The sequence below is a fragment of the Photobacterium sp. DNB23_23_1 genome, from assembly GCF_052873815.1.
The window spans coordinates 12,091-25,148 of record NZ_JBNNXT010000034.1; the positions used below are offsets into that span (position 1 = coordinate 12,091).

General features: G+C 50.1%; 13 protein-coding genes. 11 read left to right on the forward strand and 2 right to left on the reverse strand.

All coding sequences use genetic code 11. The features are described 5' to 3' along the window. The first annotated feature begins 1 nt into the window (after position 1). The 4 genes from hflC (at position 2) to motX (ending at position 3,622) form a co-directional block, all read left to right on the forward strand. Positions 2–1,000 carry a protease modulator HflC gene (hflC, locus tag ACVA53_RS18430; RefSeq protein WP_446505886.1) on the forward strand — a complete coding sequence of 333 codons (999 nt, stop codon included), beginning with the start codon at positions 2–4 and terminating at the stop codon, positions 998–1,000. Positions 1,001–1,087: 87 nt separating this feature from the next. Then, entirely contained in the window at positions 1,088–1,282 is a 195-nt protein-coding gene (locus ACVA53_RS18435) for a DUF2065 domain-containing protein (RefSeq protein WP_255045087.1), read from the forward strand. 121 nt (positions 1,283–1,403) lie between these two features. Beyond that, positions 1,404–2,720 carry an adenylosuccinate synthase gene (locus ACVA53_RS18440; RefSeq protein WP_255045088.1) on the forward strand — a complete coding sequence of 439 codons (1,317 nt, stop codon included), beginning with the start codon at positions 1,404–1,406 and terminating at the stop codon, positions 2,718–2,720. A gap of 272 nt (positions 2,721–2,992) precedes the next feature. After that, on the forward strand, positions 2,993–3,622 hold the full coding sequence (gene motX / locus ACVA53_RS18445) for a flagellar protein MotX (RefSeq protein ID WP_446505887.1): 630 nt from the start codon (positions 2,993–2,995) through the stop codon (positions 3,620–3,622). A gap of 81 nt (positions 3,623–3,703) precedes the next feature. Here motX and hmpA read toward each other — a convergent pair whose 3' ends face one another. Next, positions 3,704–4,888, reverse strand: coding sequence for an NO-inducible flavohemoprotein (gene hmpA, locus ACVA53_RS18450; protein ID WP_446505888.1), 1,185 nt, complete (start codon positions 4,886–4,888; stop codon positions 3,704–3,706). 104 nt (positions 4,889–4,992) lie between these two features. On the opposite strand from hmpA, the gene nsrR reads away from it, so the two are divergent. From nsrR to rplI, 6 genes are all read left to right on the forward strand, one after another. Continuing rightward, positions 4,993–5,424 carry a nitric oxide-sensing transcriptional repressor NsrR gene (gene nsrR / locus ACVA53_RS18455; protein WP_255044244.1) on the forward strand — a complete coding sequence of 144 codons (432 nt, stop codon included), beginning with the start codon at positions 4,993–4,995 and terminating at the stop codon, positions 5,422–5,424. A 117-nt stretch (positions 5,425–5,541) separates the two neighbouring features. Next, positions 5,542–8,097: a ribonuclease R gene (gene rnr / locus ACVA53_RS18460; RefSeq protein WP_446505889.1), complete on the forward strand. Its 2,556-nt coding sequence runs from the start codon at positions 5,542–5,544 to the stop codon at positions 8,095–8,097. 3 nt (positions 8,098–8,100) lie between these two features. Beyond that, positions 8,101–8,835, forward strand: a complete 735-nt coding sequence (rlmB, locus tag ACVA53_RS18465; RefSeq protein WP_255044246.1) for a 23S rRNA (guanosine(2251)-2'-O)-methyltransferase RlmB — start codon at positions 8,101–8,103, stop codon at positions 8,833–8,835. A gap of 256 nt (positions 8,836–9,091) precedes the next feature. Continuing rightward, on the forward strand, positions 9,092–9,490 hold the full coding sequence (rpsF, locus tag ACVA53_RS18470) for a 30S ribosomal protein S6 (protein WP_255044247.1): 399 nt from the start codon (positions 9,092–9,094) through the stop codon (positions 9,488–9,490). A 301-nt stretch (positions 9,491–9,791) separates the two neighbouring features. Then, entirely contained in the window at positions 9,792–10,019 is a 228-nt protein-coding gene (gene rpsR, locus ACVA53_RS18475) for a 30S ribosomal protein S18 (RefSeq protein WP_005421136.1), read from the forward strand. Positions 10,020–10,056: 37 nt separating this feature from the next. Continuing rightward, a complete protein-coding gene (gene rplI / locus ACVA53_RS18480) occupies positions 10,057–10,509 on the forward strand; it encodes a 50S ribosomal protein L9 (RefSeq protein WP_107351036.1) in 453 nt (150 codons plus the stop codon). Positions 10,510–10,618: 109 nt separating this feature from the next. Here rplI and ACVA53_RS18485 read toward each other — a convergent pair whose 3' ends face one another. Further along, positions 10,619–11,374, reverse strand: coding sequence for a DUF481 domain-containing protein (locus ACVA53_RS18485; protein WP_255044248.1), 756 nt, complete (start codon positions 11,372–11,374; stop codon positions 10,619–10,621). A 226-nt stretch (positions 11,375–11,600) separates the two neighbouring features. On the opposite strand from ACVA53_RS18485, the gene ACVA53_RS18490 reads away from it, so the two are divergent. After that, complete coding sequence (locus tag ACVA53_RS18490; protein ID WP_107351039.1) at positions 11,601–12,998, forward strand: replicative DNA helicase; 1,398 nt, start codon at positions 11,601–11,603, stop codon at positions 12,996–12,998. The last annotated feature ends 60 nt before the right edge of the window (positions 12,999–13,058 follow it).

Genomic DNA, 13,058 nt, shown 5'->3' on the forward strand with positions numbered 1-13,058 from the left:
TATGCGTAAGTTAATGATCCCGGTGATTGTTGTCTTTATCGCGACGTTGCTAATGTCAATGTTTGTGGTACAGGAAGGCGAGCGCGGTATTGTGGTGCGTTTCGGTCGTATCCTCAAGGCTCCTGATTCGGATGTCGCACGGATCTACGAACCAGGCCTGCACTTCAAAGTGCCAGTGTTTGATCGTGTCCGTACGTTGGATGCCCGTATGCAGACCATGGATGACCAAGCTGACCGTTTTGTAACGTCTGAGAAAAAAGACGTTATCATCGATACCTACGTGAAGTGGAAAATCGAAGATTTCGGCCAGTACTACCTGACAACAGGTGGTGGTGATTCATCAACAGCAGAAGCACTGCTAAAACGTAAAGTGATTGACAGCCTACGTGCTGAAATCGGTTCTCGTGAAATTAAGCAGATTGTTTCAGGCCCAGACCGCGGTAATTTAATCGACAGCAATGCTGTTGTTGAAGAAGATGACGCACCGGCAACCGAAATCGTCGCTGAAATTGCTCCTCGTAAAGAGGTAGAAGGTCAGCGTGATCAAATCATGGCCAATGTACTGGCCGACATTAAAGTTAGCGCTTTCAAAGACTTGGGTGTTGAGGTGGTTGACTTCCGTATGAAGAAAATCAACCTACCGGATGAGATCAGCGAATCTATCTACCGCCGTATGCGTGCTGAGCGTGAGTCGGTTGCCCGTAAGCACCGCTCTCAGGGCCGCGAGAAAGCCGAGGTTATCCGTGCCCAGTCTGAGCTTGAAGTCGCGAAGATTTTGGCCGATGCTAACCGCTTGGCAGCCGTTGTTCGCGGTGACGCCGATGCGCAAACCGCAGAGATTTACTCAACGGCTTTCAATCAGGACCCAGAGTTTTATAGCTTCCTGCGTTCATTGAAAGCATACGAGAACAGCTTCAACTCTAAGAACGATATCTTGGTTGTTGACCCGAACACGGATTTCTTCAGATACATGAAAGAATCCAACGCGGTAGCCAACTAAGTACCATTCTGGTTGCAATGAAAAGGCAAGACTTCGGTCTTGCCTTTTTTATTGGGTATGTCCCGCTTGTACTGCGAGGAGAAAATGATGAGTAAAGCAATATGGATGGCATTGGGGTTAGTCCTTGTCTTTGAAGGGCTTGGGCCGTTGTTGGCTCCGAGAGGTTGGCGTGAGATGGTGAGCCAGTTGAGTCAGCAGAATGATAATGCCCTGCGTCGAATCGGCGGTTGCTTGGTGGTTGCTGGCAGTGTCATCGCTTATATGATGTACACTAGTATGTAAATTCCGCTAGCACGTTTGCGTGACAGGCATCTTGTACATTTGCCGCCTATGGTCAAAAAATGACTGCAAGCCAACGTTGAAGGTGCTAGAATCCCTTTTTAACTACTATAGATGAAGAAAGATGGCAAATAATGTAGTCGTTCTTGGCACCCAATGGGGTGACGAAGGTAAAGGTAAGATCGTTGATCTATTGACCGAAGATGCAAAATACGTAGTGCGCTACCAAGGTGGTCACAACGCAGGTCACACCCTTGTCATTGACGGTGAAAAAACTGTCCTTCACCTGATCCCATCAGGCATCCTACGTGACAACGTTAAATGTATCATCGGTAACGGTGTTGTACTTTCTCCTGACGCGCTGATGAAAGAAATGGGCCCACTTGAAGAACGTGGTATCCCTGTGCGCGAACGTCTGTTCCTGTCAGAAGCTTGTCCGCTAATTCTTCCATACCATATTGCTCTTGACCAAGCGCGTGAAATCGCTCGTGGTAAGAAAGCGATCGGTACAACGGGTCGTGGTATCGGTCCTGCATATGAAGATAAAGTTGCTCGTCGCGGCCTACGCGTTGGTGACCTTTTCGACAAAGAAGCATTTGCTGAGAAGCTTAAAGAAGTGATGGCTTACCACAACTTCCAGCTTGAGCATTACTACAATGCTGAGCCTGTAAGCTACGATGAAGTCCTTGAGACAATTATGTCTCAGGCTGACATTCTAACTTCAATGGTTATCGACGTAACGAAAGAACTTGATGATGCCCGTCTACGTGGCGATAAGATCATGTTCGAAGGTGCGCAAGGTACATTGCTTGATATCGACCACGGTACTTACCCATACGTAACCTCTTCAAATACTACTGCTGGTGGTGTTGCTGCAGGTTCTGGTTTCGGTCCGCGCCACCTTGGTTACATCCTAGGTATTGCAAAAGCATACTGCACACGTGTTGGTGCAGGTCCATTCCCGACTGAGCTATACGATGGTCTGGATAAGCAAGACCCAGTGGGTAAGCACCTAGGTGAAGTCGGTAACGAGTTTGGCGCTACAACAGGCCGTTTACGTCGTACTGGTTGGTTTGATGCGGTTGCTATGCGCCGTGCGGTACAAATCAACTCAATCTCAGGTTTCTGCCTAACCAAGCTAGATGTATTGGATGGCCTAAAAGAACTTAAGATCTGTACTGGCTACAAGACCAAAGATGGCGAAATCCTAGAGGTATCACCAATGGCGGCTGATGCTTACGAAGATCTAGAGCTAATCTACGAAACGGTTCCTGGCTGGTCTGAGAACACCTTCGGTGCTAAGTCTTTGGATGCGCTTCCACAAGCGGCTCTAGACTACATCGCACGTATCGAAGAGCTAACGGGTGTGCCAATCGACATCGTTTCTACCGGCCCTGATCGTAACGAGACAATTATCAAGGTTCACCCATACGGTGAATAATTGCTGATTACAGTGATTGATTTGAAAGCCAGCCCTATGGGGCTGGTTTTTTTTATGGCTAAATTACTCGTTAAAAACCAATAGGCGCTCAGTTGCTTACTAGTGCTGTCTCAACGGGGATTGGTTCCAAAAATAGGTGTCAGGGATTGCGTCAAAAACGTATTTAGATTATGTCATTGATGTGCCACAAAGTTGCCGCTTAGGCGTTTTTTTCTCTAAAGTCTCAGCGCCCGCCGCCGATAAGGTTAGCACGTTCGGAAAGAGATCCATCCATGAGCCTACGCCCGTTTATAGTTGCAATTGCCCTGTGCAGCGCAGTCCCTGTTTCCGCCCTGGAAGAGGTCGGCGATGCCGTGCCGGTGTATAGCGAAAACGAGCTTAACCGGATGTTCGTTTCTAACAATCACTTGCAACAAGTTCAGGCCGACGATTGCCAGTTGGTTCAGGACATCGAGGCCAGGGCGATCCGAGTTGAGTCTCCTTCCTACCAGTTTCTCTATGGCGATATGCTCGCTTGGGGCGTGTGTGTCGAGCGGGATGTTGAGCTCGGAGTCCACTATATGCAGTCGGCAGCCCAGCAAGGCTCTCCGGCGGCACTGGAGCAGCTCGGGCGCTACTATGCTCGTGGCACCTTGGTCCAGCAAGATCGGGAGCGGGCGATCCCTTACCTGCGTGAAGCCGCCGCGATGGGAAATGTCGACGCCCGTATCCAGCTTGCCGAGTTACTGCTGAGTAACTATGGTAGCCCACTGGACTTTGAAGATGCCTACCGCTGGCTGTATAACACCGCGACTGCCAGCCAAAACACCCATAACAAGATTGCTCGATTGCGGCGCGGATTGGAAAATCGAATGCCGGCCAATGTGATTGCCAGGGCCAAGCGGCGGGATAGCTTTTGGTAGGGTAAGAGAGTGGAGCAGGAAGCGGTTTGACAGCAAGGTGAAAGAAAAAGAGAGGCTCAAGCCTCTCTTTTGCGTTTTTGCTTACAGCACTTTGTGTGGACCGAAACATTCGTAGTGGAGTTGCTCTTTAGCGATCCCCATTGCGATCAGCTGTTTGGCTACATGCTGCATAAAACCGACCGGGCCGCAGAAGTAATAATGCATGTCCGGCGTCGTCACTCGCTTTTTAACTTTGTTGAGATCCATTATACCGTCGAACTGGAAATCTTCGGCCGGATTGTCACAAGCCAATGGCTCACGGTACCAGATGTTGCTGGACAGATGTTCGTGGGTGGCAACCATACGGGCGACAGTATGCTTGAATGCATGATGCTTGCCGTTTTCGGTGGCGTGCAGCCAGTGCACGTCAGCTTTGTGGTTGGTCAGGGTTTCCAGCATTGACAGGGTTGGGGTCAGGCCCACACCGGCTGAAATCAGTGCGACGGGTGTTGTTGCTTCCACATCGAGGAAGAAATCACCGGCCGGTGGAGCAAGCAGAACATCGTCGCCGACTTGCAGGGTGTCATGCAGGTAACTCGACACCGTGCCTCCCTCTTCGCGTTTGACTGAGATGCGGTATTGATCGCTTTGCGGGGCTGAGGATAGGCTGTATTGGCGGATCTCCTGAAACTCGAACCCTGCTGGCTGGAGGTAAACCCCCAGGTATTGACCCGGCAGGTAGGCTGCGACAGCTGCACCGTCGACGGGTTTGAAGGTGAAACTGGTGATTACATCGCTCTCTTGGTTTTTCTCAACCAAGGTAAATTTACGGGTGCCGCGCCAGCCACCGTCCTTGTCTTCGTTCTCTTTGTAGAGCGCTTCTTCCCGCTGGATAAAGATGTCTGCAAGCAGGCTGTAGGCTTCTCCCCAGGCATTCAGCACTTCTTGGCCTGGCGATAGTAATTCGTCAATCGTACCTAGCAGATGGCTACCGACAATGGCATATTGCTCGGCGGTGATCATGAAGCTGGTGTGCTTATGGGCAATCTTTTCTACCGCTGGCAGCAGGGCCGGTAGGTTTTCGATATTGTTGGCATAGGCACAGATTGCATTGAACAGCGCTTCACGTTGATCCCCGTTGCGCTGGTTGCTCATATTGAAAATATCTTTGAGCTCGGGGTTATGGCTGAACATACGATCGTAGAAATGTGCTGTCAAAGCTGGGCCAGTCTGGGCAATAACTGGCGCGGTTGCTTTAACGATCTCAATAGTTTGGGAGCTGAGCATGACTTCACCTTATAATGGTGTATTTATAATGTATGTTTTAAGTTGTATCGTATCTGTATCTTTTAGTCAATATCCAGATTAAAATGTCGACAGGAGGAGTTATTGTGCAACTGACGAGTTTTACCGATTATGGCCTGCGTGCCCTTATATACCTAGCTACCCTGCCACAGGGGGAGCTCGCGAGTATTAGCAAAGTGACCGAGGTGTACGGCGTGTCACGTAACCATATGGTGAAAATCATCAATAAGCTGGGGCAGCTGGGTTACGTCGAAACAGTACGCGGTAAAAATGGCGGGATCCGCCTAGGTATGCCTGCCGATAAAATAGTGATTGGCGACGTTGTGCGGGCAATTGAACCTTTGCAAATCGTCAATTGCAGCGAGGATTTTTGCCATATAACACCAGCCTGTCGGCTGAAGGGGATCCTCTTCGATGCGCGCCAAGCCTTCTTGGATGAGCTGGACAACCACACCTTGTCAGAGATGATCGATGACAACCCGCCTCTACGTGTCCTGTTGGATCAGTCAGCGCAGTGATAGAAACGCAATAACTTCAAAATCTCTCTGGGGAGCTAAATTTTCGACTTAGCTCCCGTCTGTTCACCTAGGGCGCAGATATACTTGAAGTATCTCTTCGCTAACTTGGATCTAATTATGTCAAAAGGTACTACCGATTTACCGGTCGATCCTTTTCGCGATCGCGAAGCATCAAACTACGAAAATCCTATCCCCAGCCGTGAAATGTTGCTGGAAGTGATCCGGGGTTACTCGGCGCCTGTTAGCCGTGATCAGCTATTTGCAGAGCTGAAACTTGAGGGTGACGACCAATATGAAGGTCTGCGCCGCCGCCTTCGCGCCATGGAGCGTGATGGCCAGCTGATTTTTACCCGCCGCCAGTGCTACGCCCTGCCGGAACGTCTCGATTTGATCAAAGGTCATGTGATTGGCCACCGAGATGGGTTTGGCTTCCTGCGCCCTGAAGGCACCAATAGCAAAGAAGAAGATTTGCTATTGCCCCACCACCAAATGCGAGGTGTTATCCATGGTGATTACATCCTGGCTCAGGTGGCGGGCACTGATAAGCGTGGCCGCCGTGAAGGTCGTGTGGTACGTGTACTGAAGCATTACGAAGGACAAATTGTCGGTCGTTTCTTTATCGAAGACAATATGGGTTATGTGGTACCGGATGACTCCCGTATTGCCCAGGATATCGTGATCCCGAATGACCAGCGCATGGGTGCCCGTATGGGCAACGTGGTGGTAGTCGAAGTCAACCAGCGTGCGACGCGTCAATATAATGCTGTTGGTAAAGTGGTTGAAGTGCTTGGTGAAAATATGGCGCCGGGCATGGAAATCGAAATTGCTTTGCGTACTCATGATATTCCGCACGAGTGGCCGTCTGAAGTTGAAAAGCAAATTCAGGGTCTTGGCGAAGAAGTACCTGAAGAAGCGAAGAAAGGCCGTGTTGATTTACGCGACTTGCCGCTGGTTACCATTGATGGTGAAGACGCCCGCGATTTCGATGATGCTGTATATTGTGAGCGTAAAAAATCAGGTGGGTGGCGCCTGTGGGTGGCGATTGCCGATGTCAGCTACTACGTGCGTCCAGACACGGCTCTCGATAATGAGGCGGTGAAGCGTGGTAACTCGGTATACTTCCCTTCGCAGGTGATCCCGATGTTGCCGGAAGTCCTGTCCAACGGCCTGTGTTCACTGAACCCGCAGGTTGACCGTTTGTGTATGGTGTGTGAAATGACCATATCTGAAACCGGCAAACTGTCAGGCTACAAGCACTATGAAGCGGTCATGAACTCTCATGCCCGTCTAACTTATACCAAAGTTAGCAAAATGCTGGACGGCGATGAAGAGCTGCGCGAGCGATATGCCCCGTTGGTGCCGCATATTGAAGAGCTTTACAGCATGTACAAGGTACTCAAAAGCGAGCGCGAAGTGCGTGGCGCAATTGAGTTTGAAACGATTGAAACGCAGTTTATTTTTAATGCTGATCGCAAAATCGATCGTATTGTACCGGCTGTTCGCAATGATGCGCACAAGATCATCGAAGAATGTATGATTCTGGCGAACATCGCGTCTGCGCGCTTTGTGGAGAAAGCCAAAGAGCCGGCCCTGTACCGGGTACATGACTCCCCGGGCGAAGAGCGCTTGCTGGGATTCCGTGACTTCCTTGGTGAGCTAAGCTTGCAGTTGTCAGGTGGCTTGGAGCCATCGCCAAAAGATTATGCCGAGCTGGCAGCATTAATTCAGGATCGCCCGGACAAAGAGCTGATCCAAACCATGCTGCTGCGCTCGATGAAGCAAGCGGTTTATCAAGCCGATAATATCGGTCACTTCGGCTTGGCGTTGAAGCAATATGCGCACTTTACTTCACCAATTCGTCGCTACCCTGATTTGACCCTGCACCGTGCGATTAAGTACCTTGTGGCCAAACAGGAAGGGACCAATAAGGATCGCTGGACGCCAACAGGCGGTTACCACTATTCTTTTGATGATGTTGACGGTCTTGGCGAGCAGTGTTCAACCACAGAGCGTCGTGCCGATGACGCGACCCGCGATGTGGCCGATTGGCTGAAATGTGAGTACATGCAAGATCACGTCGGTGATGAGTTCGATGGTGTGATTGCCAATGTAACTGGCTTTGGTTTCTTTGTTCGTCTTAATGAGTTGAACATTGACGGCTTGGTTCATATTTCCAACTTGGCCAATGACTATTACCAGTTTGATCCGGTTGGACAGCGCCTGATTGGTGATAGCTCTGGGCAGGTTTACCGCCTGGGCGATACGGTCAAAGTGAAGGTCGCGTCCATTAACTTGAATGATCGCCAGATTGATTTTGACATTGTTGGCAGCAACCGCAAGCCTCGTGGTGACGGCAAGACAGCAAAAAACCGCGAGAAAAAACAGCGCATGCGCAAAGCCGAAGGCATGCAGCGCCAGAGTATGAAAGTGTACCGCGTGGCTGATGGCGAAGCCCAGCAGGAGCATCGCTCTAAGTCGAAGAAAGAGCGTAGCTCGGTACGCCAGAAGCTGAAAGCGGGTGCTATCCCGAAACTCGAGGGCGACAAAGCACCGGCAGGTAAAGCGGATAAAGAGGGCGGCAAGGGTAAGCCGGCCGTGAAGAAGAAATCGACCAAGGCCCGTAAGAAGAAACAGCGTGCCGGTAAGAAAGAACGAGCAGCTAAGAAGAACTAAACCATGAGTAATGACATGATTTTCGGCATTCATGCCGTCAAAGCCGTTTTGGCGTCTGACCCTTCACGTTTCATTGAAGTCTTTGTGCTGAAAGGCCGTGAAGATGACCGTTTGCTGCCAGTGATCAATGAGCTGCAAATGCTGGGTATCACTATTCAGCAGGCTGGTCGTAAAGCGCTGGATGATAAAGCGAAAGGGGCATCGCATCAGGGCATTATTGCCCGTGTGCGTCCGGGGAAGCAGTTCAATGAAAATAACATTGATGACCTTCTGGCTAGCCAAGAAAACCCGCTTTTGCTGGTATTGGATGGGGTAACCGATCCGCACAATCTGGGCGCTTGCCTACGTAATGCCGATGCAGCCGGCGCTGTAGCTGTGATTGTACCGAAAGACCGTTCGGCCCAGTTGAATGCCACGGCAAGCAAGGTAGCTTGTGGTGCAGCTGAAGTCGTGCCACTGGTACGAGTGACCAATCTGGCTCGTACCCTTCGTGCGCTACAGGACAAGGGTGTGTGGGTTGTTGGGACGGCTGGCGAGGCCACCCACGATGTTTACCAAAGCAAACTGACGGGTCCGTTAGCCATTGTGATGGGCGCAGAAGGCGAAGGCATGCGTCGCCTGACCCGTGAGACCTGCGATGATTTGATCAAGATCCCGATGGCGGGTTCGGTATCTAGCCTGAACGTGTCAGTCGCAACCGGCATTTGCTTGTTCGAAGCGGTACGTCAGCGTCAATAGAAACGAGGAAGTCAGAACCTAGTTTCTAGCAAGAGCAGGCGCGCAGTGAATATTGCGCGCCTGCTTTTTTTATTGCCCACCATCCACTTTCTTTCCTTAACTATTTAACTTCCTCCAAGCTATAAAATTCTCTTGCTTCAATTGTCCATTCTCTGTACTATTCAGCGTCCAAATTCTCGGTTCTATTTTTAGTTCCTTGCTTCCTCTGGATAACCGAGCCAACTCAGGAAGCTGATTAATCCGTAAGGAGCAACCAATGCGTCATTACGAAATCGTATTCATGGTGCACCCTGATCAAAGCGAACAGGTTGCTGGCATGGTCGAGCGTTACACTGCTGCTATCAAAGATTCTGGTGGCCAGATCCATCGCCTAGAAGATTGGGGCCGTCGTCAACTGGCTTACCCAATCAACAAACTGCACAAAGCACACTACGTTCTACTGAACGTTGAAGCTGAGCAGTCTGTAATTGACGAGCTGGAGTCTAACTTCCGTTTCAACGATGCAGTGATCCGTAACATGATCATGCGTACTAAAGGCGCTATCACTGAGCCATCTCCAATGATGAAGGCTAAAGAAGAGCGTGCCCCACGTCGTGAAGAGCGTGCAGAGCAACCAGCTCCAGCACCATCTGAAGGCGAAGCAGCAGCTGAGTAATTTTTGAATGACCAGTCGCCTGGTGTTGCCTGGCTTTATTGCCTAAGACCCCAAGCGAAGCACATTGCTAGCAAGAATAGCTTTAGCGTTCTAACTAGCAGGAAGCCAATTTACTGCAGTAATTGTTTCGTACATTAACGTGGTAGTTAGCAAGCAAGGTCAACAAATACTCTCTCAAGTTTTAGCTGTTGGCAGTCACATTAAGGTAAGAGGCTCTGTCTCATACCACGCCATTCTTAAGGCATTGGTAATTAGTGTTGCAGCCAACCACATTGACATAATTTAGATCAGGAGATAGCCCATGGCACGTTTCTTCCGTCGTCGTAAATTCTGCCGTTTCACTGCAGAAGGCGTACAAGAGATTGACTACAAAGACGTAGCAACTCTAAAAAACTACATCACTGAAGCTGGTAAAATTGTACCAAGCCGCATCACTGGTACTCGCGCTAAATACCAGCGTCAGCTAGCTCGCGCTATCAAGCGTTCTCGCTACCTAGCACTTCTACCATACACAGATAAGCATCTGTAATCGGTAGCGGTTTAATTAAGTTTAAGAGGACAAGATAATGCAAGTTATTCTACTTGATAAAATCGGTAACCTAGGTGGCCTTGGCGATCAGGTTAACGTTAAAGCGGGTTTTGCTCGTAACTTCCTTATCCCACAGGGCAAGGCAGTAATGGCTACTAAAGCTAACGTTGAAATGTTCGAAGCTCGTCGTGCTGAACTAGAAGCTAAAGTTGCTGAGCAACTGACTGCTGCTGAAGCACGCGCTGAGAAAATCAACGCGCTTGAAGCTGTAGTTATCGCTTCTAAAGCTGGTGACGAAGGTAAACTATTCGGTTCTATCGGTACTCGTGATATCGCTGACGCAATTACTGCGGCTGGCGTTGAAGTAGTGAAGAGCGAAGTTCGCCTACCAGAAGGTGCACTACGTACGACTGGCGAATTCGAGATCAGCATCCAGCTGCACTCTGACGTATTCGCAACTGCTAACCTAAACGTTGTTGCTGAAGACTAATAACGTTTTTGTTGGTAGCTTAAAACCAGCCTCCGGGCTGGTTTTTTTATGCCTGAAAAATAGTGATATGGGTGTTGGGGAAGTAAAAGCCGTTGGGTAATGGCAGACCTTACATCTTGAACAGTAAGTTCACGGTCATGGCGGAGTCGCGTTTTTTTAAGCCCTCGGGTACCCAGCTGTTGAGCTTTTGGTTGTTGCTGATCTTGATGGCGGCAAAGTCACTGATGTCTGTTGTGAGATTGAACTCGGCTTCCATCGTGCTGTTACTGTTGCCGGCAATACCGGTCAGCCGGACACCGATCTCGACGGTTTTCGACGGTTTCCAGGTCATCTTGGCACTGCCACGAAGAATTAGCTCATCCACCGTATCCCTAACGACAATGTCGTCATCATCGAGTTCATCAAGGTTGGGCTCCTGATGTCGGTAGCCTGGGCCAGCTTCCACTTCTACCTGCAAAGTCTCCCGTCGGATGAGCTGGTAACCCATACCCGTTGCGAGCGTGAAGTCGTTAAAATAAGGCCCATAGCGATCATCGACATAGTTGACATTGCCCAGTACATAGGTCCGTTCGTTGACCTTTTTATCACTCTGCAGCTCGATTTGGCCCTTGCGCTTGTCTTCTTCACCGTCTTTTTCGGCAAGTAGGAATCGCAACTCGCCGCTGTGTCGGTACTGGTTCTTGAGGTAGGTGCCGCCGATGCGGGTATTGAGGGTTTGCGAGTCCGAGTTTCCGCCCAGAGACTGGTAGCCAAGCTCCAGTTCGGTGGTTAATGGCGGCGGGATCCGGGTTGGGCGCTCATCGCTGGTGGCGGCATTGGCATGGGTGCTGGCAAGCAGTAATAGAGCTAACAGGGTTCTTGCCAAGCGGCCTCCTCATCGGTTGAAACAAACAATTACCAAACACAGCAGTGTAACCGATTAATGTCATCTTTTGGTCAGGAAATACTAACTGAATGTACCTATTAGCTTGTAAGCGCCTAATATGGCATTTCAATCGGGAAAATTGCCATCAACGCTATATTGATAGATAGACTCTTTGTGAATTAAGGTATAATGCACGGCCTAGTTTCCGGCAATCATTTCAATTTCTATGGCAGAGAATAGCAAACCGAACCCCCAGAAAGACTCCAAGATGGACGCAATCAAGATGGCGCCGCACTCGCTCGAGGCAGAGCAGTCGGTCCTCGGCGGCTTGATGCTGGACAACGAAAAATGGGATGTTGTTGCCGAGAAAGTTGTGGCCAAAGACTTCTATAGTCGCCCTCACCGGATTATCTTTGAAGGCGTAGCCGCCTTGTTAGAAGGCGGCAACCCGCTTGATTTGATCACCTTGTCCGAGCACCTTGAAACGGCCGATCAACTTGAGGATGTCGGTGGCTTTGCCTATTTGGCAGAGCTCGCTAAAAACACGCCATCAGCGGCCAATATCTTAGCCTATGCCGAGATAGTCCGTGAGCGTGCACTGATCCGTGACATGATCAGCGTGGCCAATGAGATCGCTGATGCTGGTTATGATCCCCAAGGTCGTGACAGTGAAGAGCTGCTGGATATGGCAGAAAGCAAGGTCTTTGCCATTGCCGAGCAACGTACCTCGGAAAACGAAGGTCCGCAGAATGTAGAAGGGATCCTAGAAAAGACCCTTGAGCGTATCGAGATCCTCTATCAATCACCACAAGACGGCGTGACCGGGGTGACAACCGGTTTTACCGACCTAAACAAAAAGACGGCTGGCTTGCAGGGATCGGACTTGATTATCGTTGCTGCCCGTCCTTCGATGGGTAAGACCACCTTTGCCATGAACCTGTGTGAGAACGCAGCGATGTCGGAAGAAAAGCCGGTCTTGATCTTCTCGTTGGAGATGCCATCGGAGCAAATCATGATGCGTATGCTGGCCTCGTTGGCACGCGTCGATCAGACCAAGATCCGTACCGGGCAGCTTGATGACGAAGACTGGGCGCGAGTGTCTTCTGCTATGGGTGTTCTGATGGAAAAGAAGAACATGTATATCGATGACAGTTCAGGCCTGACCCCGACAGAGGTACGTTCGCGGGCACGACGTATTGCCCGTGACCATGGCGGCCTTAGCCTTATCATGATTGACTACCTTCAGCTGATGCGGGTTCCAAGCTTGCAAGATAACCGTACCTTGGAAATTGCGGAAATCTCCCGCTCGCTCAAAGCTCTGGCCAAAGAGCTCAATGTGCCAGTGGTCGCGCTGTCGCAGCTGAACCGCTCGTTGGAGCAGCGTGCGGATAAACGCCCGGTAAACTCGGACTTGCGTGAATCGGGCGCCATCGAGCAGGATGCCGATTTGATCATGTTTATCTACCGTGATGAGGTTTATCACGAAGACAGTGCCCTGAAGGGCATTGCCGAAATCATTCTTGGAAAGCAGCGTAACGGCCCGATCGGTACGGTACGACTGACATTCCAAGGCCAGTATTCCCGGTTCGATAATTACGCCGGTCCAGCCTTTGATGATGAATAAGGTGTATATTCAAGTATCTTGAGGTTACATGGGTATATACCGCCACATGATGTAATACCG

Bases quoted from the DNA above. Each gene is read 5' to 3' on its own strand.
- rlmB (WP_255044246.1), top strand. From the start codon at position 8,101: ATGAGTAATGACATGATTTTCGGCATTCATGCCGTCAAAGCCGTTTTG.
- ACVA53_RS18490 (WP_107351039.1), top strand. From the start codon at position 11,601: ATGGCAGAGAATAGCAAACCGAACCCCCAGAAAGACTCCAAGATGGAC.
- hflC (WP_446505886.1), top strand. From the start codon at position 2: ATGCGTAAGTTAATGATCCCGGTGATTGTTGTCTTTATCGCGACGTTG.
- ACVA53_RS18440 (WP_255045088.1), top strand. From the start codon at position 1,404: ATGGCAAATAATGTAGTCGTTCTTGGCACCCAATGGGGTGACGAAGGT.
- rnr (WP_446505889.1), top strand. From the start codon at position 5,542: ATGTCAAAAGGTACTACCGATTTACCGGTCGATCCTTTTCGCGATCGC.
- ACVA53_RS18435 (WP_255045087.1), top strand. From the start codon at position 1,088: ATGAGTAAAGCAATATGGATGGCATTGGGGTTAGTCCTTGTCTTTGAA.
- motX (WP_446505887.1), top strand. From the start codon at position 2,993: ATGAGCCTACGCCCGTTTATAGTTGCAATTGCCCTGTGCAGCGCAGTC.
- hmpA (WP_446505888.1), bottom strand. From the start codon at position 4,888: ATGCTCAGCTCCCAAACTATTGAGATCGTTAAAGCAACCGCGCCAGTT.
- rpsR (WP_005421136.1), top strand. From the start codon at position 9,792: ATGGCACGTTTCTTCCGTCGTCGTAAATTCTGCCGTTTCACTGCAGAA.
- rpsF (WP_255044247.1), top strand. From the start codon at position 9,092: ATGCGTCATTACGAAATCGTATTCATGGTGCACCCTGATCAAAGCGAA.
- rplI (WP_107351036.1), top strand. From the start codon at position 10,057: ATGCAAGTTATTCTACTTGATAAAATCGGTAACCTAGGTGGCCTTGGC.